The sequence below is a fragment of the Pseudomonas sp. GW822-FHT04C11 genome, assembly GCF_058800905.1.
In genome coordinates, this window is the sequence record NZ_JBXAMS010000020.1 from 60,727 (window position 1) to 82,079 (window position 21,353).

20 protein-coding genes, 3 tRNA genes and 1 pseudogene are annotated in these 21,353 nt (G+C 57.1%); 3 read left to right on the forward strand and 21 right to left on the reverse strand.

The window, feature by feature from the left end; translation table 11 throughout:
• Positions 1-4 precede the first annotated feature (4 nt).
• The 3 genes and pseudogenes from ampE to AC1RJ3_RS25910 form a co-directional block, all read right to left on the reverse strand.
• Positions 5-841: a regulatory signaling modulator protein AmpE gene (gene ampE / locus AC1RJ3_RS25900; protein ID WP_054594053.1), complete on the reverse strand. Its 837-nt coding sequence runs from the start codon at positions 839-841 to the stop codon at positions 5-7.
• Positions 838-1,398, reverse strand: coding sequence for a 1,6-anhydro-N-acetylmuramyl-L-alanine amidase AmpD (ampD, locus tag AC1RJ3_RS25905; protein ID WP_054594054.1), 561 nt, complete (start codon positions 1,396-1,398; stop codon positions 838-840). Before ampD ends, ampE begins: the two co-directional genes overlap by 4 nt.
• A gap of 56 nt (positions 1,399-1,454) precedes the next feature.
• Positions 1,455-2,576 (reverse strand): annotated as a pseudogene (locus AC1RJ3_RS25910) (DUF1631 family protein); the annotation flags it as partial.
• A 353-nt stretch (positions 2,577-2,929) separates the two neighbouring features.
• Between AC1RJ3_RS25910 and nadC the strand changes: the two are divergent.
• Positions 2,930-3,778 carry a carboxylating nicotinate-nucleotide diphosphorylase gene (nadC, locus tag AC1RJ3_RS25915; protein ID WP_493081286.1) on the forward strand — a complete coding sequence of 283 codons (849 nt, stop codon included), beginning with the start codon at positions 2,930-2,932 and terminating at the stop codon, positions 3,776-3,778.
• A gap of 38 nt (positions 3,779-3,816) precedes the next feature.
• Here nadC and AC1RJ3_RS25920 read toward each other — a convergent pair whose 3' ends face one another.
• Complete coding sequence (locus tag AC1RJ3_RS25920) at positions 3,817-4,122, reverse strand: DUF6388 family protein (RefSeq protein ID WP_054598178.1); 306 nt, start codon at positions 4,120-4,122, stop codon at positions 3,817-3,819.
• 302 nt (positions 4,123-4,424) lie between these two features.
• Here AC1RJ3_RS25920 and AC1RJ3_RS25925 point away from each other — a divergent pair, with 302 nt between their 5' ends.
• Positions 4,425-4,931, forward strand: coding sequence for a hypothetical protein (locus AC1RJ3_RS25925; protein ID WP_054594056.1), 507 nt, complete (start codon positions 4,425-4,427; stop codon positions 4,929-4,931).
• A 10-nt stretch (positions 4,932-4,941) separates the two neighbouring features.
• On the opposite strand, the gene AC1RJ3_RS25930 is transcribed toward AC1RJ3_RS25925, so the two are convergent.
• From AC1RJ3_RS25930 to rlmE, 16 genes are all read right to left on the reverse strand, one after another.
• Positions 4,942-5,017, reverse strand: a tRNA-Thr gene (locus tag AC1RJ3_RS25930).
• A gap of 190 nt (positions 5,018-5,207) precedes the next feature.
• On the reverse strand, positions 5,208-7,313 hold the full coding sequence (gene pnp, locus AC1RJ3_RS25935) for a polyribonucleotide nucleotidyltransferase (RefSeq protein WP_103318613.1): 2,106 nt from the start codon (positions 7,311-7,313) through the stop codon (positions 5,208-5,210).
• A 197-nt stretch (positions 7,314-7,510) separates the two neighbouring features.
• Complete coding sequence (gene rpsO, locus AC1RJ3_RS25940) at positions 7,511-7,780, reverse strand: 30S ribosomal protein S15 (RefSeq protein WP_003197723.1); 270 nt, start codon at positions 7,778-7,780, stop codon at positions 7,511-7,513.
• Positions 7,781-7,897: 117 nt separating this feature from the next.
• Positions 7,898-8,815, reverse strand: a complete 918-nt coding sequence (truB, locus tag AC1RJ3_RS25945) for a tRNA pseudouridine(55) synthase TruB (protein ID WP_054594058.1) — start codon at positions 8,813-8,815, stop codon at positions 7,898-7,900.
• A gap of 3 nt (positions 8,816-8,818) precedes the next feature.
• Complete coding sequence (rbfA, locus tag AC1RJ3_RS25950; protein ID WP_019691795.1) at positions 8,819-9,220, reverse strand: 30S ribosome-binding factor RbfA; 402 nt, start codon at positions 9,218-9,220, stop codon at positions 8,819-8,821.
• A gap of 159 nt (positions 9,221-9,379) precedes the next feature.
• Positions 9,380-11,896: a translation initiation factor IF-2 gene (gene infB, locus AC1RJ3_RS25955; RefSeq protein ID WP_054594059.1), complete on the reverse strand. Its 2,517-nt coding sequence runs from the start codon at positions 11,894-11,896 to the stop codon at positions 9,380-9,382.
• A gap of 26 nt (positions 11,897-11,922) precedes the next feature.
• Positions 11,923-13,404 (reverse strand): transcription termination factor NusA, encoded by a 1,482-nt coding sequence (gene nusA, locus AC1RJ3_RS25960; RefSeq protein WP_019691793.1) that lies wholly within the window; start codon positions 13,402-13,404, stop codon positions 11,923-11,925.
• A gap of 47 nt (positions 13,405-13,451) precedes the next feature.
• On the reverse strand, positions 13,452-13,910 hold the full coding sequence (gene rimP / locus AC1RJ3_RS25965; protein ID WP_024265126.1) for a ribosome maturation factor RimP: 459 nt from the start codon (positions 13,908-13,910) through the stop codon (positions 13,452-13,454).
• A 139-nt stretch (positions 13,911-14,049) separates the two neighbouring features.
• A tRNA-Met gene (locus AC1RJ3_RS25970) sits at positions 14,050-14,126 on the reverse strand.
• A 96-nt stretch (positions 14,127-14,222) separates the two neighbouring features.
• A tRNA-Leu gene (locus AC1RJ3_RS25975) sits at positions 14,223-14,308 on the reverse strand.
• A 22-nt stretch (positions 14,309-14,330) separates the two neighbouring features.
• Positions 14,331-14,714: a preprotein translocase subunit SecG gene (secG, locus tag AC1RJ3_RS25980; RefSeq protein ID WP_054594060.1), complete on the reverse strand. Its 384-nt coding sequence runs from the start codon at positions 14,712-14,714 to the stop codon at positions 14,331-14,333.
• Positions 14,715-14,718: 4 nt separating this feature from the next.
• Positions 14,719-15,474: a triose-phosphate isomerase gene (gene tpiA, locus AC1RJ3_RS25985; protein ID WP_054594061.1), complete on the reverse strand. Its 756-nt coding sequence runs from the start codon at positions 15,472-15,474 to the stop codon at positions 14,719-14,721.
• A 66-nt stretch (positions 15,475-15,540) separates the two neighbouring features.
• On the reverse strand, positions 15,541-16,878 hold the full coding sequence (gene glmM, locus AC1RJ3_RS25990) for a phosphoglucosamine mutase (RefSeq protein ID WP_493081287.1): 1,338 nt from the start codon (positions 16,876-16,878) through the stop codon (positions 15,541-15,543).
• Between the two features lie 16 nt (positions 16,879-16,894).
• The gene (gene folP, locus AC1RJ3_RS25995) at positions 16,895-17,746 is read right to left on the reverse strand and encodes a dihydropteroate synthase (RefSeq protein WP_054594063.1); all 852 of its coding nucleotides are present in this window, start codon (positions 17,744-17,746) and stop codon (positions 16,895-16,897) included.
• Positions 17,747-17,754: 8 nt separating this feature from the next.
• Entirely contained in the window at positions 17,755-19,656 is a 1,902-nt protein-coding gene (gene ftsH / locus AC1RJ3_RS26000) for an ATP-dependent zinc metalloprotease FtsH (RefSeq protein WP_054594064.1), read from the reverse strand.
• A 190-nt stretch (positions 19,657-19,846) separates the two neighbouring features.
• A complete protein-coding gene (gene rlmE / locus AC1RJ3_RS26005; protein WP_019691786.1) occupies positions 19,847-20,497 on the reverse strand; it encodes a 23S rRNA (uridine(2552)-2'-O)-methyltransferase RlmE in 651 nt (216 codons plus the stop codon).
• 106 nt (positions 20,498-20,603) lie between these two features.
• Between rlmE and AC1RJ3_RS26010 the strand changes: the two genes are divergently transcribed.
• The gene (locus AC1RJ3_RS26010; protein ID WP_019691785.1) at positions 20,604-20,912 is read left to right on the forward strand and encodes a YhbY family RNA-binding protein; all 309 of its coding nucleotides are present in this window, start codon (positions 20,604-20,606) and stop codon (positions 20,910-20,912) included.
• 9 nt (positions 20,913-20,921) lie between these two features.
• Here AC1RJ3_RS26010 and AC1RJ3_RS26015 read toward each other — a convergent pair whose 3' ends face one another.
• On the reverse strand, positions 20,922-21,326 hold the full coding sequence (locus AC1RJ3_RS26015; protein ID WP_054594065.1) for a hypothetical protein: 405 nt from the start codon (positions 21,324-21,326) through the stop codon (positions 20,922-20,924).
• Positions 21,327-21,353: the final 27 nt, after the last annotated feature.

The following is a 21,353-nucleotide window of genomic DNA, read 5'->3' on the forward strand; positions in this document are numbered from 1 at the left end:
TGGATCAGGGCAGCACGGTCCAAATGGCAAACCCGGCATACCAGACCACCGCCGCTCGCAGCAGCAGTTCCCAGATCTGATCCAGGTTTTGAACCCCTTCAGGCCCCGCCACTGGTGCCGGAATCTCACCCGCTACCACGCCGACGTTCTCGATCAACTGCGCGGCGCTGATATTCCAGTTCAACAATTCATGGAGCATCACCCGGCTGACCGCGACGAAGTTACCGACCAAAGCAAAACTCGCTGCCAGCAAGCGCACCGGCAGCCAGTCAAAGGCATGTCGCAATTGTGCGGCGCGCTCGACCACCGCCGGGTTCTTGCCGTGCTCGGCCGCCAGGGCCAGCAAGCGATAACTCAGGGCCGCCACCGGACCGAGCAGGAAGTACCAGAAAATCACCGCAAAAAAACTCTGATAAGCCTGCCACAGCAAATGGGCTTGAACCTTCTGCAGCAATTGCTCGCCGCTGTCGGCGCAAATATCCAGGTCACGTTTGGCGACAAGCGCCGCCGCTTGCAGGTCTTCCCGGCGCCAGGCATCACGAAACGGTCCCAGGCCGCCGAGCAAATCACCACGGCCCAGGCTGTAAATCACCACCAGCAAGTGCACCGGCAGGGCCAACAAGCCATAGGCCACCGGCTCCAGTACCAGCAGCAAAAAGCCGAGTAACGCCACAGGGAAGAGCACCAGCAATGCCAGCACCAGCCAGGGCCGATTCGCAAGCTTCGGGCTGGCTTCATACTTGGCCAGCTCCCGCAGCCATCCACTGTCGCGCTGAACTTGATGACGCAAGGCCGAGAACTTCTCGATCCAGACCGCCAGCAGTAACACCAGAAAACTCATTGTGCTTCCCCTTTTTCCAGAGCCCCGCGATAGCGTGCCCAGTCGAACGCCGGTCCCGGATCAGTCTTGCGTCCGGGGGCGATATCGCTATGCCCCTGGATACGTGAATGGGTGATGGCTGTAAACGTAGACTGCAATTGGCGGGTCAGGGCAATCAGCGCGTGATATTGAGCCTCGGTGAACGGCAGATCGTCAGTGCCTTCAAGCTCGATGCCAAGGGAGAAATCGTTACACCCTTCACGCCCCTCGAACCGGGACACGCCTGCGTGCCACGCCCGATCAAGACAAGAGACAAACTGTGTGATCGCGCCGTCACGCTCGATCAGAAAATGCGCAGACACGCGCAAGTCGGCAATCCCTTCAAAGTAGGGGTGCTCGGTGACATCCAGGCGGTTCTGAAAAAATTCCTGCACCTTGCCCGTCGCGAACTGCGCCGGAGGCAGGCTGATATTGTGGATTACCAGCAAGGAGATTTCGCCCGTGGGGCGCGCATTGAAGTTGGGTGACGGGCAATGGCGCACGCCTTCAAACCAACCGCTCGCGGGGTCCAACTGCATACAGGCTCCTTCAATGACGGCTCTGACGGGCTCCAGTATGCCGTGATCACCCCTCAGGTTGCGATCACTTGCCGCAATTGAGGGGCGGCGAGAATGAATTCGAGGAGCATCGCGATCAGATTGATCACATCCTCGTCCGCTACCCCGACCACCCGAGAGTTGCCACTTTTGACGCTGACCCGGGTCAGCAACTGTTCAAGCTGATTGCGCAGGTCAAAATCATCCTGGGCGCCAGGGGCCGGCACGTATTGCTGCAAGTGCGAGAGCAGGCGCAGCAGATCGCGGGTCGAGATGGGCTGGCTCTGGGCGCTGGCTTCGAGGGTCGGCGCAACATTGTCGCGCACGGGGTACAGCAACGCCTGCAAGGTGGCGAAGACTTCTTGCACGCTTTTATCGTCGTGCGTGCTGTTGGATCTGACGCCCGACTCGCTGGACTCCGCATGAACACTGGCCGCCGCCCGGCCCGTGACACGACGTGCGGGGGCGGTCTTGAGTTCAGGCAGAACGCCAGTGGCGATCAGCAATTGGTTGGCTTGCGCATAGAGCTGATCGGCATCGCTGAGCACATAGCGTTCGAACAATTTGAGGATGATCAGCTTGACCTTGATCTCCACCCCCAGATTGCGTCCGGCCTGCAAAAAATACTCGCAGAGCATCGCCGGCCCCATGGGATTGCGCGAATCATCCAGGGGCTTGCCCAGCAGAGAGCTCAGGCGCGCGGTCAGCTGTCCAAGGGCAAAGCCGTCCCGGTTGAGCGCCTTGGCGACCATGGCTTCAAGCGCCGCTTGCCGCTCAGGCTGGTCATAGGGGAGTTCGATCGAAGGGTCTGGATTCATCGCCAACGGCAAGGCGGCGTGAGTCGGGTCGTACTGGATGAGGCCGGCAAAGGCCTCGAAGAAAAGCTCGTGAAAGCCGCGCTCGATGTTTTTGCGCTTGAGGCGCAAATCGCGCATGGCTTCAAAGAAGATGTTCTGCTCGACATTGGTCTGTGCCCGGTCAGCCATTTCGAACAAGGTGTCGTCGGCATTATCAAACATCTCCTGCAAACCAAGCCTGAGTTGTTGCGCAGCCTTGTCGCGAACCTGAAGCAGAATCACCGGCAGGCGGGCGAGCGGCGATGGATTCGCCTGACCGGTAGCGGCCTTGTGCAAAGGCACTACATTCCCGTCGTTGTGCATCCAAGCCTCCTGCAAAGGGGGGATTCCTCCATTCAATGTGAAGCGACAAACGCACACGGCCGGCTCACAACGCAATCGTGATGCACCGCGCTGCATTTCAAGTGTCGGGAAGCCAAAGAAACGTCAAGGCCATGACGTCAAACGCAAGGCGCGATTATCTGCAAAAGACCTCCCGAGTGCCAGCAGACTCTGCATCGGCCCATGAAACAGCGCCCGATCACAGATCGGCATGCAGGGGTAATGCGGGCGAGTCGACCAAGTACAGGTTTTAGAACCTGCTGAAAGTGCTGGGCGTCTTGGGTTCGCTTGCAGCATGGCCCTATAATCGAGCCACTTTGTTTGTGGAGCCCGTTATGCCGAATCTACGCCTCGCCGATTTGACCGCCGAAATCGAAGCCAACGTGCGCCGTGCGTTGCTTGAAGACATCGGCAGCGGCGACATCACCGCACAATTGATCCCGGCCGAACGCCTGGCCAAAGCCACGATCATTACCCGTGATGCGGCCGTCATCAGCGGCACCGCTTGGGTCGACGCGGTGTTCCGGCAACTGGACCCGCGCGTTGCGGTGCACTGGCAAGTGCGCGACGGTGAGCGCGTGAACCCCAATCAGGCGTTGTTTCACCTCGAAGGCCCCGCCCGTTCGCTGCTGACCGGCGAGCGTAGTGCGCTGAATTTTCTGCAACTGCTTTCCGCTGTCGCCACTCGTGCGCAATACCTGGCCGACTTCGTTGCCGATACTCAGGTGAAACTGCTGGATACCCGCAAAACCCTGCCTGGGCTGCGACTGGCGCAAAAGTACGCCGTGACCTGCGGCAGCTGCCACAACCACCGCATCGGCCTGTACGACGCTTTTCTGATCAAGGAAAACCACATCGCTGCCTGCGGGGGCATCCCCGAAGCCATCGCCGCCGCGCACAAGATCGCGCCGGGCAAACCGGTGGAGATTGAAGTGGAAAGCCTGGAGGAGCTCAAGGAGGCCCTGGCGGCGGGGGCCGATATCATCATGCTCGATGAGCTGAGCCTGGAGGACATGCGTGAAGCCGTGCGGCTGAATGCCGGCAAGGCGAAACTCGAGGCCAGCGGTGGCGTCAACGAAAGCACCTTGCGACCGATCGCCGAGACGGGCGTGGATTACATCTCGATTGGGGCGATGACCAAGGATGTGAAGGCCGTAGACCTGTCGATGCGCTTGAGTCTCTGACAAAAAGAAACGCCAGCCTCATGAGGCTGGCGTTGCTTTCAAACCACCAGATTGTTCATCTCGCAGTATTCTTCCCACTCGACGCCCAGCACCTCGGCTGCTTCCTTGTGCAACGCAAGGCGCGTCGCCTCGTATTCTTCCGGCGTTGAGGTGTACTTGAGCGTCAGCTCCCAAGGCTGCAAGCCCTGCGCTTCTGCCTCGTCCTCGAACGCCCACTGAATCTGATCTTTCTGATCGTCGGCGCTCAGGTTCTTGATCTCTTCCATCAGTTCCGGCGCATCAAGCATGTACTTCTTGAGGGCCTCTTCGTGTCTTTGTTCTTGAGTCATTTCGTTCACGGTCATGGCGTTCTCGCTGATCATGGGAATGGAAGATGGATCTGGATCATCAAGGATCTCTCTGACGCAGAAAACCGTTTGAAGCCCGGTTTATCTGGCCTTCAGAACCATTCGGGATCATCTGAAAACTGCTGGGCGATGCTCATGCAGGCACCGAATATAGGACGTTTGGCCCGCGAATTACACGGCTCTTTACATCTATTCCACAAAAAGTTTCACGCTGGGTGCGTCGAGAGCCTCGGGAACATAATTTCAAATCCAAAGTCATAGCGATGTGCCATATCGGTACTTCACAAGGAACCTCAGTGATGCGCAGTTTTTCGAAGCTTTCCTCTGTTCTGTCCGCCAGCGCAATGACCGCCCTGCTGGGTGTCCTGACTTTGCCAGGCACCGCAATGGCCAGCATTGAGCTGAGCAACAGCGGTCCGTCTTACGATGACAAACTCTCCGCCATCCACTATGAATACGGCAAGGACGTTCTGGTCAAAAGTGATTTCCGCATCGACGAACTGAAAAAGATGCAGGAAACCATCAACAACCAGACGCGCCAGATCGAAGAACTCAAGCGCAGCAGCGGTTCCAGCTCAAGCTCCAGCAGCAAGGAGATCGACGACCTCAAGAGCAAGGTCAAAGAGCAGGAACGTGATCTGGATAAGCTCGGTCGGCAGGTGGAAGACCTCAAGCGCAACAGCGGCTCCAGCTCCAGCTCGAACAGCAGCGAGATCTCGAACCTGAAACGGACCATCAGCGATCAGGATCGTGCGATGGATCAGCTCAAACGTACCGTCGAGGAGCTGAGTAGAAAGGTGAAATAACAGGGGGAAGTGGTGCCCGAGACAGGAATCGAACCTGCGACCTTCGCGTTACGAGTGCGCTGCTCTACCGGCTGAGCTACACGGGCGGTGGGCTAAAGCTAGCACTGAGTTTGGGGTCGGGCAACCTGGACAAGCGCCTCATTTTTCACGGATTTGCTCTGAGCCTCTGTAGCAGCTGGCTTCGCCAGCTGCTACAAGGGCGCATTTACTGCACACAGCAAAACGCCCCGAACCAGTCGGGGCGTTTGCTTGTTCAGCGCTTAAGCTGCGGGGTAATTAAACGCCCGAAGCCTTGGCTGCTGCTACGTCTTTGATGGACAGCTTGATACGGCCGCGGTTGTCCACGTCCAGTACCAGTACTTCCACTTCCTGGCCTTCTTTCAGGATGTCGGTCACTTTCTCAACGCGAGCGTCGCTCAGCATGGAGATGTGAACCAGACCGTCCTTGCCCGGCAGGATGTTGACGAATGCGCCGAAGTCGACGATGCGCTCAACTTTACCGACGTAGATCTTGCCGATTTCAGCTTCAGCGGTGATGCCCAGAACGCGCTGACGAGCGGCTTCAGCGGCTTCCTTGGTTTCGCCGAAGATCTTGATCGAGCCGTCGTCTTCAATGTCGATCGAAGCCTTGGTCTCTTCACAGATCGCACGAATGGTCGCGCCGCCTTTACCGATAACATCACGGATTTTGTCGGTGTCGATTTTCATCGCGATCATGGTCGGAGCATTTTCCGACAGCTCGGTACGCGACTGGGCAATGATCTGGTTCATCTGGCCGAGGATGTTCAGGCGCGCTTCCAGGGCTTGGCCCAGAGCGATTTCCATGATTTCTTCGGTGATGCCTTTGATCTTGATGTCCATCTGCAGCGCGGTAACACCTTTGGAGGTACCGGCTACTTTGAAGTCCATGTCGCCCAGGTGGTCTTCGTCACCCAGGATGTCGGTCAGGACGGCGAACTTCTCGCCTTCTTTAACCAGACCCATGGCGATACCGGCAACCGGCGCCTTCATCGGCACGCCAGCGTCCATCAGGGCCAGGGAAGCACCGCAAACCGACGCCATCGAGCTGGAACCGTTGGATTCGGTGATTTCCGATACCACACGGATGGTGTACGGGAACACGTCGGCAGCAGGCAGCATGGCCTGAACCGAACGACGGGCCAGACGGCCGTGACCGATTTCACGACGACCAGCGCCACCCATGCGACCACACTCGCCCACCGAGAACGGAGGGAAGTTGTAGTGCAGCATGAACGGGTCTTTTTTCTCGCCTTCCAGGGTGTCCAGCAGTTGTGCGTCACGGGCGGTGCCCAGAGTCGCGACGACCAGAGCCTGGGTTTCGCCACGGGTGAACAATGCCGAACCGTGGGTCTTCGGCAGAACGCCAACTTCGATGTTCAGCGGACGTACGGTGCGGGTGTCGCGGCCGTCGATACGCGGCTTGCCGTTAACGATGTTTTCGCGAACGGTACGGTATTCGATTTCACCGAAAGCTGCTTTGACTTCGCTGGACGAAGGCTGGCCTTCTTCACCGGACAGCTTGGCTACAACCTGGTCTTTCAGTTCACCCAGGCGAGCGTAACGGTCGGCCTTGACGGTGATGGTGTAAGCCTGGGAAATCGCGTCGCCGAACTCGGCACGGATAGCGCCCAGCAGTGCGGTGGCTTCAGGCTGAGGAGCCCAGGTCCAGGTTGGCTTGGCAGCTTCGGCAGCCAGTTCTTTAACAGCATTGATCACAACCTGGAACTCGTCGTGAGCAAACAGTACTGCGCCCAGCATCTGGTCTTCGGTCAGCTCTTTGGCTTCCGATTCAACCATCAATACCGCTTCCGAAGTACCGGCAACGACCATGTCCAGGCTCGATGCTTTCAGTTGTTCGTAAGTCGGGTTCAGCAGGTAGCCGGTGCTTTCGTGGAATGCAACGCGGGCAGCGCCGATCGGGCCATCGAAAGGAATGCCGGAGATCGCCAGCGCAGCCGAGGTACCGATCATCGCAGCGATGTCCGGATCGGTCTTCTTGCTGGTGGAAACGACGGTGCAGACAACCTGCACTTCGTTCATGAAACCTTCCGGGAACAGCGGACGGATCGGACGGTCGATCAGTCGGGAAGTCAGGGTTTCTTTCTCGGAAGGACGGCCTTCGCGCTTGAAGAAACCGCCAGGGATCTTACCGGCAGCGTAGGTTTTTTCCTGGTAGTGAACAGACAGGGGGAAGAAGCCCTTGCCTGGATCGGCTTGCTTGGCACCGACTACAGTCACCAATACGCTGACGTCGTCGTCAACGGTGACCAATACTGCGCCGGAGGCCTGACGGGCGATACGGCCAGTCTCGAGGGTAACGGTCGACTGACCGAACTGGAATTTTTTGATTACCGGGTTCACGGTGTCCTACCTTCTTTGTGGCTCTTGGGGGAACTGGTTTTCTTGCGAAATTCTTGGGCAATGCCGGGAATCGGCCCGACTTTGATTGTCCAGATAAAACTGTTGTCCAGATAAAACTTGAGGCTGGGAGCCTGCCATGCGCCGGCGGGAAACCCGCTGACGCACGACAGACAACCAACCTCTAGCGCAATCGCTTATTAGCGACGCAGACCCAGGCGAGCGATCAGAGCGCTGTAACGGCTCACGTCCTTGCCTTTCAGGTAGTCCAGCAGCTTGCGACGCTGGTTTACCATGCGGATCAGACCACGACGGGAGTGGTGATCTTTACCGTTGGCCTTGAAGTGACCTTGCAGTTTGTTGATGTTGTGGGTCAGCAGTGCAACTTGCACTTCTGGCGAACCAGTGTCACCAACAGCTTGCTGGTAGTCAGCTACGATTTGAGCTTTTTCTTGAACGTCGAGAGCCATGAGGCAATCCTTTTATCAGGAAACTGTTTCAAAGAAACAGCTTCAACAGGCCAGGGACAAATCCCTGTATCTAAAAATGAGTAGTGACCGTGCCTGTTAACAGCCACCCTCGTTCGGTCATTCTGACCGAATCAGTCGACGTGGCGCGATGCGCCCATCTTCGCTCACTTCACCGATACCGATGAAGCGACCATTGTGATCCTGTACGCGTACCATACCGAACTTCGGTGCATCCGGGGCGCGTACCGGCTGGCCGTTTAGCCAGTAGAACGAGCTGTGCTCCGAGAACTGCAACAGTGGCCAATCCAGCAAGCCGCTGTCCGATGGCATCAGGAAGCGATCAACCGCTTCGTTGCCGCCTTCGGCATGTACTGCTTCCAACTCTTCCAGCGTGACCGTCTGGGCCAGGCTGAACGGACCGGCCTGGGTACGTCGCAACTGCGCAACGTAAGCGCCACAACCGAGTGCTTCACCAATATCCTCCACGAGGGTGCGGATATAGGTGCCTTTACTGCAATCTACGGCGAAGCGCGCAGTATCACCTTCAAAGGCCAGCAATTCCAAGCGCGCAATAGTAACAGAACGCGGTTCGCGCTCCACCACTTCACCTGCACGCGCCAACTTGTACAACGGCTGACCGTCACGCTTGAGGGCTGAGTACATCGGCGGTATCTGACTGATTTGCCCACGAAATTTCGGCAAAACCGCTTCGATATCGGCGCGACAAACGGTCACCGGGCGCTCCTGCAAAACCTCACCTTCAGCGTCTGCCGTGGTGGTGGTCTTGCCCAATTGCGCCAGGGTTTCATAGCCCTTGTCGGAGTCGAGCAGGTATTGCGAGAACTTGGTCGCCTCACCGAAGCACAGCGGCAACACGCCGGTGGCCAACGGATCAAGACTGCCGGTGTGCCCGGCCTTCTCGGCATTGAGCAGCCAGCGAACCTTCTGCAAGGCCGCGTTGGAGGTGAACCCCAGCGGCTTGTCGAGCAGGATGATACCGCTGACGTTACGACGGATACGTTTGACCTGAGCCACCGATTACTCCTTGGTGTCTACGGGTTCTGCCGCAACCGGGTGCTGATTGTCTTCAGCCACGGCGCGTTCGATCAATGCCGACAGATGAGCGCCACGCACGACGCTTTCGTCGTAGTGGAAGTGCAGCTGAGGAACGCTGCGCAGCTTCATCTCGCGAGCCAACTGCATGCGCAGGAAACCGGCGGCCGAGTTCAACACCTTGATGCTTTGAGCGATATCGTCTGCGCTGTCCTGCCCCATCACGGTGATGAAAATCTTGGCGTGACCGACGTCACGGCTGACTTCAACAGCGGTAATGGTGACCAGGCCGACGCGCGGGTCTTTGACTTCACGACGGATCAGCTGTGCCAGCTCACGCTGCATCTGATCGCCGATACGTTGGGTACGGCTGTATTCTTTTGCCATGTCTTGTTACCTGTTACTGCCTCACGGTGAAACCCGTGTGGTCTGAAAGCGGCAAACGCCCGGCCTGACAGAAGCCAGACCGGGCGTTGCGTTTAGAGTCCGGGTGATGCGCCGTGCATTTGCATGCGGCTGCCCATCACGGCTCTTGAAGTGCGCGAGTTAGAGGCTGCGAGCAACCTGAACCTTCTCGAAGACTTCGATCTTGTCACCGACTTTGACGTCGTTGTAGCTCTTCACGCCGATACCGCATTCCATGCCGGCACGTACTTCGGAAGCGTCATCCTTGAAGCGGCGCAGGGACTCCAGCTCGCCTTCGAAGATAACGATGTCTTCACGCAGTACACGGATTGGACGGTTACGGTGCACAACACCTTCGATAACCATGCAACCGGCGATCGCGCCGAACTTCGGCGAACGGAACACGTCGCGGACTTCAGCGATACCCAGGATGTTCTCCCGAACGTCGCTGCCAAGCATACCGGTCAGGGCTTTCTTGACGTCTTCGATGATGTCGTAGATCACGTTGTAGTAACGCATATCCAGACCTTCCTGCTCGACGATCTTGCGAGCGCCAGCATCGGCACGCACGTTGAAGCCGAACAGTACAGCGTTGGAGGCCAGTGCCAGGTTGGCGTCGCTCTCGGTGATACCACCGACACCGCCACCGACTACACGCACTTGCACTTCGTCGTTACCCAGGCCGTTCAAGGCGCCGTTCAACGCTTCCAGCGAACCACGGACGTCGGATTTGAGGACGATGTTAAGCGTCTTCTTCTCTTCCTGGCCCATGTTCTCGAAGATGTTTTCCAGCTTGCCTGCGTGAGCACGAGCCAGTTTGACTTCACGGAACTTGCCTTGACGGAACAGAGCCACTTCACGGGCTTTCTTCTCGTCGGCAACCACGCTCATCTCGTCGCCAGCGTCCGGGGTACCGTCCAGGCCGAGAATCTCGACAGGGATGGAAGGACCGGCTTCCTTGATTGGCTTGCCGTTCTCGTCGAGCATGGCGCGAACGCGGCCATAGTTCGAACCGACCAACACCATGTCGCCTTGGCGCAGGGTGCCGTCCTGAACCAGAACGGTTGCAACCGGGCCACGACCTTTGTCGAGACGCGATTCAACCACGACACCACGGCCAGGAGCCGAAGGAGTCGCTTTCAGTTCGAGAACTTCAGCTTGCAGCAGAACAGCTTCGAGCAGCTCGTCTACACCGGTACCGACTTTCGCCGAAACCGATACGAACGGAGTGTCGCCGCCCCACTCTTCCGAGGTCACGCCGTGAACCGACAGTTCGCTACGGATGCGATCGAGATCGGCGCCCGGCTTGTCGATTTTGTTCACTGCAACAACCAGTGGAACACCAGCAGCCTTGGCGTGCTGTACGGCTTCAATGGTCTGCGGCATCACGCCGTCGTCCGCTGCAACCACCAGGATCACGATGTCGGTCGCCTTGGCACCACGAGCACGCATAGCGGTAAACGCGGCGTGACCCGGGGTATCGAGGAAGGTGACCATGCCGCGTTCGGTTTCAACGTGGTACGCACCGATGTGCTGGGTGATACCGCCGGCTTCGCCAGCCGCTACCTTGGCACGACGGATATAGTCGAGCAGCGAGGTCTTACCATGGTCAACGTGGCCCATTACGGTCACGACTGGCGCACGGGAGAAAGCCTCACCTTCAAACTTCAGGGACTCGGCCAGGGAATCTTCCAGGGCGGTGTCGCTGACCAGGGTCACTTTGTGGCCCAGCTCTTCAGCAACCAATTGAGCAGTTTCCTGGTCAAGTACCTGGTTGATGGTCGCTGGAGTACCCAGTTTGAACATGAACTTGATGATTTCAGCAGCCTTGACCGACATCTGCTGAGCGAGATCGCCAACAGTGATGGTTTCGCCGATCTTCACTTCGCGCACGACAGGGCCGGTTGGGCTCTGGAAACCGTGGGCGTTGCGTTTCTTCAGCTTGGCCTTGCCGCGACCACCACGACGGAAGCCATCGCTTTCTTCGTCGGTAGTCCGTGGAGCAACGCGTGGAGCAGGCGCCTTTTCCTTGACCGAAGCGCGATGTGGAGCGTTTTTGCGCTCACCATCACCCGCGCCACGACGATTGTTATCGTCGGCACGTGGTTTGTCCGGACGACGCTGTTCGTCGCGTTTGCGAGTGTCAGCCGCTGGCGCTGCTGCTACAACCGGTGCTTCACGCACTGGCTCGGCAACTGCGACAGGTGCTGCAACAGCTTCAGTAGAAGCAGATTGCACAGCAGCAGGCTGGCGACGCGCTTCTTCTTCGGCGCGACGCTTGGCTTCTTCTTCAGCCTTCTGACGTGCAGCATTTTCTACTGCGCGACGCTCTTCCAGTTCGCGTTTGCGCTCGGCTTCGATTTCTTCCGGGCTGCGCTGTACGAAGACTTTCTTCTTGCGTACTTCAACGCTGATGCTTTTGCTGCCAGCAACACGCAGGGTGCTGGTGGTTTTACGCTGCAACGTGATTTTGCGCGGTTCTTCCACTTTCGCCTTGTGGCTGCTTTTCAAGTGAGTCAGCAAAGACTGCTTCTCACTGTCGGTCACATGTTCCTCGGCGGCGGTGTGCGGCAGACCTGCCTCACGCATCTGCTGCAGCAGGCGCTCTACCGGTGTTTTGACCTCATCGGCCAGTTGTTTCACCGTGACTTGCGTCATGCACTTCTCTCCTCAGGCCGCGCCTATTACTCGAACCAATGGGCTCGGGCGGCCATGATCAACTTGCCGGCACGATCATCGTCAATGCCGTCGATGTCGAGCAGGTCGTCAATAGACTGCTCGGCCAGGTCTTCGCGGGTAATTACGCCGCGCACCGCCAGTTCCATCGCCAAATCCTTGTCCATACCCTCAAGCGAGAGCAGGTCTTCGGCCGGATGGGCGTCTGCCAGCTTTTCCTCAGTAGCGATGGCTTTAGTCAACAAACGATCCTTGGCCCGAGCGCGAAGCTCGTTGACGGTGTCTTCGTCAAAGCCATCGATGTTGAGCATTTCTTCCAACGGTACGTAGGCAATCTCTTCCAGGCTGGTAAAGCCCTCATCAACCAGCACCTGTGCCAGATCTTCGTCGACTTCCAGCTCGTCGATGAAGTTGCGCAGGATGTCGCCGGTTTCTGCTTGCTGTTTAGCCTGGATGTCCGATTCGGTCATCACGTTCAGGGTCCAGCCAGTCAACTGGCTAGCCAGACGCACGTTCTGACCACCGCGACCGATGGCCTGAGCCAGATTGTCTGCGCCAACGGCGATGTCCATTGCATGGGCATCTTCGTCAACGATAATTGCCGCAACCTCAGCCGGGGACATGGCGTTGATCACGAACTGCGCCGGGTTGTCGTCCCACAGGACGATATCCACACGCTCACCGCCCAATTCGCCCGATACCGCCTGGACGCGCGAACCGCGCATACCAATGCAAGCACCTTGCGGATCGATACGTTTGTCTTTGGAGCGAACCGCGATCTTGGCGCGCGAACCCGGGTCACGGGACGCAGCCATTACTTCGATCAGGCCTTCAGCGATTTCCGGCACTTCGATGCGGAACAACTCGATCAGCATTTCTGGCGCGGTACGCGACAGAATCAGCTGCGGGCCGCGGTTCTCGGTGCGGATTTCCTTGAGTAGTGCACGCAAGCGCACACCCACCCGGAAAGTTTCGCGAGAAATGATGTCTTCACGAGCCAGCAGCGCTTCAGCGTTGTTACCCAGATCAACGATCACGTTGTCGCGGGTTACTTTCTTCACGGTGCCGGAGATGATTTCTCCCAGACGCTCGCGGTAGGCATCAACGACTTGAGCGCGCTCGGCTTCGCGAACTTTCTGCACGATAACTTGCTTGGCAGTCTGCGCAGCAATGCGGCCGAATTCGATGGACTCGATTTTTTCTTCGACTACATCACCGACCTTCGCGCCAGGATGCGTTTCCTGAACCTTGCTCGGCCAGGTTTCAACAGCCGGATCATCCAGGTCTGCTTCTTCGACTACCGTCCAGCGACGGAAAGTTTCATAAGCACCGGTGTGGCGATTGATTTCCACACGCAGATCAACTTCGTCTTCAAAACGCTTTTTGGTAGCGGTGGCCAGAGCCAGCTCCAGCGCTTCAAAAATTACGTTTGCCGGTACGCCCTTTTCATTGGATACCGACTCAACAACCAGCAGTACTTCTTTGCTCATCGTACGCCTCGCCTTTCGCAAGCCATTGGATCCGCGGGATCCGCGTCTCAGTCAAAACTGGGAATAATGTTGGCCTTGTCGATCATATCGATCGGCAACAGGAACTCATGGTCTTCAACCTGCACCACGACGTCCTGCTCTTCTACACCGCGCAGAAGGCCCTGAAAGTTGCGTCGACCTTCGAAAGGCGAGCGCAGCTTGATCTTCACTTGGTCACCGGCAAACTTTGCAAACTGTTCAAGCGTGAACAGCGGGCGTTCCATGCCAGGCGAGGAAACTTCAAGGGTGTATTCAACGGAGATCGGATCTTCAACATCCAGCACACCGCTGATCTGACGGCTGACGATGGCACAATCGTCCACCAGCACACCGCCTTCTTTATCGATATAAACGCGCAACAGTGAGTGGCGACCTTGAGCCGAAAACTCAATACCCCAGCATTCATAGCCAAGGGCCACGACCACCGGGGCCAACAAGGCCTGCAACTGTTCTAGCTTGCTCGACACCTGAACCCCCTCGTGCATGTAAATGCATGCTATGCAAAATAAAAAAATGGGCGAAACGCCCATCCCTGAAACGCCGTTGAACAGCGGCGTTATAAAGTGTCCAGCTAACAAAAAGCCCCTGAAAAGGGGCTCCTGAAACTGGTTGCGGGGGCCGGATTTGAACCGACGACCTTCGGGTTATGAGCCCGACGAGCTACCAGACTGCTCCACCCCGCGACAAAGCTGGGGCGGAAGTATACGACCGATCCCTAACAGGGTCAATGTAACCTTCCACCTACAAGAAAGCCCGCAACAGCGGGCTCTCCTGATAATTGGTACCGAGAAGGGGACTCGAACCCCTACACCCTATGGGCACAACCACCTCAAGGTTGCGTGTCTACCAATTCCACCACCTCGGCAATACTACGTTTGAAACCCTTCTTACTTTTGCTCTTGAGCTGGAGGCACGTCAGTCGCATTGGTTGCCGACTTTTGCTCTTGAAGCACCGGGACATCATCAGAAGCCGGTTTTTGCTTTGGAACTTCCAACACTGCTGGGTTTGGCAAACCTACTTGAGTCAGCTGGTGAGCTTTCTCTTTAGCAAAGTAACCTAACCCTAAGCTGGTTATGAAGAAACCTGCGGCAAGTATAGCAGTAAACTTACTAAGAAAGGTAGAGGAACCTTGGCTTCCGAACACAGTATTTGAAGCACCTGCTCCGAAAGACGCGCCAGCGTCCGCACCTTTACCCTGCTGCAGCAATACGAGAGCAACTACGCCCAGTGCACCCAGCAGATGAAAAACGACTACGACTGTTTCCAGCATTTTTTCAGTTTCCCGCGGCGCGACAAATCGCACCGAACTCATCTGCATTCAGGGAAGCTCCACCAATGAGCCCCCCATCGATATCCGGCATGCCGAACAGTTCGACCGCATTGGCCGCCTTCACGCTGCCGCCGTATAGAAGCCGCACACCTTGTGCGACCTCAGAATTCTCTGCCGCCAACTGCGCACGAATGGCTGCATGCACATCCTGCGCCTGTTGCGGCGAAGCAGTCAGCCCGGTGCCAATGGCCCAGACCGGCTCGTAAGCGATTACTGCTTTTGCAAATACACCAACACCCAGCTCGTCGATGATGCTGCCCAGCTGATGCCCGACAACCTCAAGCGTTTTTCCGGCCTCACGCTGCTCAAGGGTTTCCCCTATGCACAACACCGGAATCAAGCCACATGCCTGCGCCGCTGCAAACTTGCGAATCAGCGTCTCATCACGCTCGCCGATGATCTGGCGACGCTCTGAGTGCCCAATGAGCACCAGGGAACAACCTGAATCCACCAACTGACTCGGCGCAATCTCACCGGTCAATGCACCTTGCATGGCTTCCACCGCAGAATTCTGCGCGCCGACCGAAATCGACGTACCTTCCAAGCCATCAATCACTTGATTGATATACAAGCAAGGCGGGAATACCGCGACCTCAACACCGCTCGGCAAGGCCAGATGACGAAGGCCGTTTATCAGCTCAGCGACGCTGGCGCGGGTACCGTGCATCTTCCAGTTACCAGCTACCATAGGGCGACGCATGCTGTACCTCGTCGGTCAAAGTGGGCGCAGATGTTACCCAACCACATCATTACTGGCAAGCCGAAATCAGGCAGAAACTTCAGCAACCAGTTTTGCCAGCTCCTCGGCGTAACCGCGAACCAGTGTTTCGTCCTCACCTTCGACCATGACCCGCACCAGCGGCTCTGTGCCAGACTTGCGCAACAACACGCGACCACGCCCAGCCATAGCCTTGGTGACGCGCTCGCTGACTTCTTTGACAGTCGCATGCTCGACCGGATTTTCGCCGCCGCCGAAACGCACATTGATCAATACCTGAGGACACTTGCGCAGTGCCTGACGCGATTGCGCAAGACCTTCGGAACGGCGCTTCAGAGACATCAACACCTGCAACGCAGCGATAATCGCGTCACCCGTGGTGGTATGACTGAAGCACACAACGTGACCGGAGTTTTCACCACCCACCAGCCAGTTACGCTCAAGCAGTTCGGCGATTACATAACGGTCACCGACGTTGGCCCGCACAAAAGGAATCCCCAGATCCGCCAGGGCCAGTTCCAGCCCCAGGTTACTCATCAAGGTTCCAACAACACCACCCTGCAACTTGCCACGCTCATGTAAGTCACGCGCGATGATGAACAACAATTCGTCGCCATCGACGATCGCGCCAGTGTGATCAACCATCAATACCCGGTCGCCATCACCATCGAAGGCAATGCCCAGATCTGCGTGCTCAGCCAATACGGCTGCCTGCAATTGCCCCATATGGGTGGAACCGCAATTGTGATTGATGTTCAGACCGTCAGGCTGAGCAGAAAGCACCGTCACCTGCGCACCCAGCTCACGGAAAACACTCGGAGCCACCTTATAGGTAGCACCGTGTGCGCAATCGATCACAATCTTCAAACCAGCGAAATTGGTGCCGGTTGGAACACTGCTTTTACAGAACTCTATATAACGACCTGAGGCATCGTTGATTCGCGAAACCTTGCCGATCTTGCTCGACTCAACCACGGTCATCGGCATATCGAGCAATTCTTCGATCATCAGCTCAACATCATCCGGCAGTTTCGTGCCTTGCCCAGAGAAGAACTTGATGCCGTTATCGTCATGAGGATTGTGCGAAGCGCTGATTACAATACCGGCCTCAGCATTGAAGGTGCGCGTCAAATAGGCGATAGCCGGAGTAGGCATCGGCCCCAGCAGCATGACATCAGCCCCGGCAGAGGTAAGCCCGGCCTCAAGCGCCGATTCGAACATATAACCAGAGATTCGAGTGTCCTTACCGACAAGAACCTTGCAAGCCCCCTTACTGCGAAAGGCCATGCCGGCAGCCCAACCAAGCTTGAGCATGAACTCAGGGGTAATCGGATATTCGCCGACCCGACCACGAATGCCGTCGGTGCCAAAATACTTCTTAGTCATAAGTGCTCCATCATTCTTATTCGGCTGACTCAACTGCTGCGATCATCCGCACCACATCGACTGTTTCGGCCACGTCATGCACCCGCAAGATGCGCGCACCCTTGACGACAGCCAACGCCGCGAGAGCCAGGCCGCCATGCAGCCGCTCTCCCACCGGGCGATTCAATGCCTGCCCGATCATGCTCTTTCGCGAAACCCCGACCAACAGGGGCCGTCCCAAGGCATGCAGGGCTTCCATATGCTTGAACAGACTCAAATTGTGCTGCAAGTTTTTCGCGAACCCGAAACCCGGATCAAGAATGATCCGTTCGGCCGGAATACCGACCGCAGCACACGACGCCATACGCTCGGCAAGAAACTCACCAACCTCTCTCGTCACGTCATCATAATGCGGGTTGTCCTGCATATCTCCCGGCTCACCGAGCATATGCATCAGGCACACCGGCAATCCGGTGGCTGCTGCTGCATCCAGCGCTCCGTCTCGACGCAGCGAACGCACGTCGTTGATCAGACCTGCTCCCAGGCGTGCAGTTTCACGCATGACCGCAGGTGTCGAGGTATCGACCGAGATAATAACGTCCAGTTCGCGATGAATACGCTCGACGATCGGCGCCACGCGCTCCAGCTCCTCAAGCGGCGAGACCGCCCGTGCGCCAGGCCGGGTCGACTCGCCACCTACATCAATGAGGGTCGCACCAGCAGCCGCCATCGCCTCAGCGTGTCGCAGAGCAGCATCGAGCTGACTGAAGCGACCACCGTCGGAGAAAGAATCGGGAGTGACATTGAGGATGCCCATGACATGCGCATGAGCCAAATCAAGAACCCGGTTACCGCAAGGCAACCGGGTTGAGGACTGTACAAGAGTCATTTCAAACCTTAGACGTCAGCGGCCGGGCCACCGATGGGAGTTTCCGGACGCTCTTCCTGTACGACAGGAGGAGTACCGGTACCACCCGACCAGTCACGAGGCTCACGCGGCGTGCGGCCAGCCATGATGTCATCGATCTGTTCGGCATCAATGGTTTCGTACTTCATCAGCGCATCGGCCATGGCATCGAGCTTGTCGCGGTTATCCGTCAAGATCTGCTTGGCCGTGCCGTAGCACTGGTCAATGATGCTGCGCACTTCCGAGTCGATCAGCTTGGCAGTCTCGCCCGAGAAGCTGGCGTGCTGACCACCGCCGCCGCGACCGAGGAACACTTCACCCTCTTCTTCGGCATACATCAAAGGACCGAGTTTTTCCGACAGACCCCACTTGGTGACCATGTTTCGTGCAATCTGGCTGGCACGCATGATGTCATTCGATGCACCCGTGGTCACGCCATCGAAGCCCAAGGTCATCTCCTCAGCAATACGGCCGCCGTACAGCGAGCAGATCTGGCTGATCAACGCACGCTTGGACAGACTGTAACGATCCTCTTCCGGCAGGAACATCGTCACACCCAACGCTCGGCCGCGCGGGATGATCGAGACCTTGTAGACCGGATCATGCTCGGGAACCACACGACCAACGATCGCGTGTCCCGCTTCGTGATAGGCAGTGTTCTGCTTTTCTTTTTCGGACATGACCATGGACTTGCGCTCAGCGCCCATCATGATCTTGTCTTTCGCCAGCTCGAACTCTTTCATCTCGACAACGCGCTTGCCGGTGCGGGCAGCAAATAGCGAAGCCTCGTTCACCAGGTTGGCCAGGTCGGCACCGGAAAAACCAGGCGTACCACGTGCGATAACCGCCGGAGCAACATCATCACCCATCGGCACTTTGCGCATGTGGACTTTCAGGATTTGCTCACGACCACGAATATCCGGCAGCCCTACGACAACCTGACGGTCGAAACGGCCCGGACGCAGCAGCGCAGGGTCAAGTACGTCAGGACGGTTGGTTGCGGCGATGACGATGATGCCGTCATTCATTTCGAAACCGTCCATCTCTACCAGCAACTGGTTGAGAGTCTGTTCACGCTCGTCGTGACCACCGCCCATGCCCGCACCACGATGGCGACCGACAGCGTCGATTTCATCGATGAAGATAATGCACGGAGCGTGTTTTTTCGCCTGCTCGAACATATCGCGAACACGGCTGGCACCCACACCAACGAACATTTCGACGAAGTCGGAACCGGAGATGGTGAAAAACGGCACCTTGGCTTCACCGGCAATGGCTTTGGCCAACAGGGTTTTACCGGTACCCGGTGGACCCACCATCAGCACACCGCGAGGAATACGCCCACCCAGGCGCTGGAACTTGCCCGGATCACGCAGGAACTCGACCAACTCACCCACTTCTTCCTTGGCTTCGTCGCAACCGGCAACGTCTGCCAGGGTAGTTTTCACCTGATCTTCGGAGAGCAGGCGCGCCTTGCTCTTGCCGAAGCTCATCGGTCCACCCTTGCCGCCGGCACCGCCCTGCATCTGCCGCATGAAGAACATGAAGACGGCGATGATCACCAGGATCGGGAAGCTGGCAACCAGGAGCTGAGTCCAGATGCTTTGCTGTTCAGGCTGCTTGCCTTCAACGACTACGTGGTTATCCACCAGGTCGCCGATCAGACCGTTGTCCTGAATGGCCGGACGAATGGTCTTGAAGCTGTCGCCATCATTGCGCTTGCCAGTAATGACATAGCCGTCCACGGCTACGCGCTCGACCTTGCCATCCTTGACCTGCTGGATGAAGTCGGAATAGTTGAGGGTCTGTGGCTCGTTAGGGCTGGAGAAGTTGTTCATCACCGTCACGAGGACAGCCGCGATGATCAACCACAGGATCAGATTCTTTGCCATATCGTTCAATTAACTACCCTCTGAAGCAAGCTCCGCTACTGGCGCGCGCTTCGCATGATATTCACCGGCCTAACTTACTACATTACCTACGGCTCTGGCAGGCGCCGTCTGTAACCCTTTGTGAAACAATGACTACACAATATTCGTTATACCGGCTCTGTAAAGCGATACAAAAAAACCTATCGCCCCCTTAGAAACGCTCAACGCTCTCGGAACCTTCAACACCGCGGAAACCGCGTCCCAGCAAGTACTGCTCGCGAGACCTGTCACGCGAAGACAAAGGCTTGCGCATCTGTACCTTGTCAAACAGCTTGCGGATTTCCTTGTGGTATTCATCGAAGCCTTCACCCTGGAAGACCTTGATCAAAAAATCACCACCTGGCCGTAAAACCCGACCGGCGAGATCCAGTGCCAACTCGCAGAGGAACATCGCCCGTGGCATATCTACAGCTGCCAATCCACTCATATTGGGGGCCATATCGGAAATCACAAGGTCTACCTGCGTATTTCCGACCGCCTCGAGGATCTGAGCCAGCACCGCATCTTCGGTAAAGTCGCCCTGAATGAAGGTCACATCGGGGATGCTGTCCATTTCCAGGATGTCGGAGGCGATCAAACGACCCTGACCACCAATCAGACGACTGGTCACTTGCGACCAGCCACCCGGCGCTGCACCGAGATCGATTACGGTCATGCCCGGACGGATCAGGCGATCCTTTTCCTGGATCTCCAGCAATTTGTAGCTGGCACGCGAACGATACCCGTCTTTTTGCGCCATTTTGACGTACGGGTCGTTGAAATGCTCTTTCAGCCAGTTAAGGCTAGTCTTGGAACGGGCCACGGGCCACCTCAAAAAAATAAACGAGTCGCGATTAACTGGGCGGTCCCGGACTCGCTCGGGTAAACTGGCCGCCGCTTTTTACAAGATCAGACGCAGGGGTCAGATTATGCCGCTCACTCAAGAGCAGAAGAAACAGTACAAGTCCATTGGCCACCATCTGAAACCAGTTTTGACTGTGGCTGACAACGGTTTGACTGAAGGTGTTTTAGCCGAACTGGAACGCGCATTGGGCGATCACGAGCTGATCAAGATCAAGCTCAGCATCCTCGATCGCGAATCGCGCCTGGCAGCCATTGCAGAACTGTGCAAGGCCGGCAAAGCGGATTTGGTGCAAGTCATCGGCAAGATGGCGCTGATTTACCGCAAGAACTTCAGCGTCAACAAGCAGTTGTCGAACGTTCATCGCTTCAAGTGATGATACGGGTCAAGGGTGTGCTTCGCGCACCCTGCCACCCCATCCCGGCACCGGCTGTAAAACCAGCAGCAACCCGGAAAAACCCAGCACAAGATAGCTGAACAACAACCAGTGCTGCGCCTGCGGCCAGTCGATTCGCACGACGAAGTACATCGCACTCGCGTATAGCGCCATCAACAGCAGTTGCCCGCGAATATCGCGCCATAGACTGACAAGGCCCTTGGCCTGAACCAGCACCAAAACCTGAAAAACCACGCACGCCGCTGAAAACCCGACCAGCAGCGCACTCAGCATGCTTGAAATTTCTTCGATCAGCAGCGGTGCCAGGCCAATACGGCTCAGCACCGGCAACAGACCGATGTGCAACAACCACAGGCCACCAACCCATAACATCTGAGTCAGTTGCCAAAGCATGGCGCCCGCACGAAGCAGGCGCTTGCC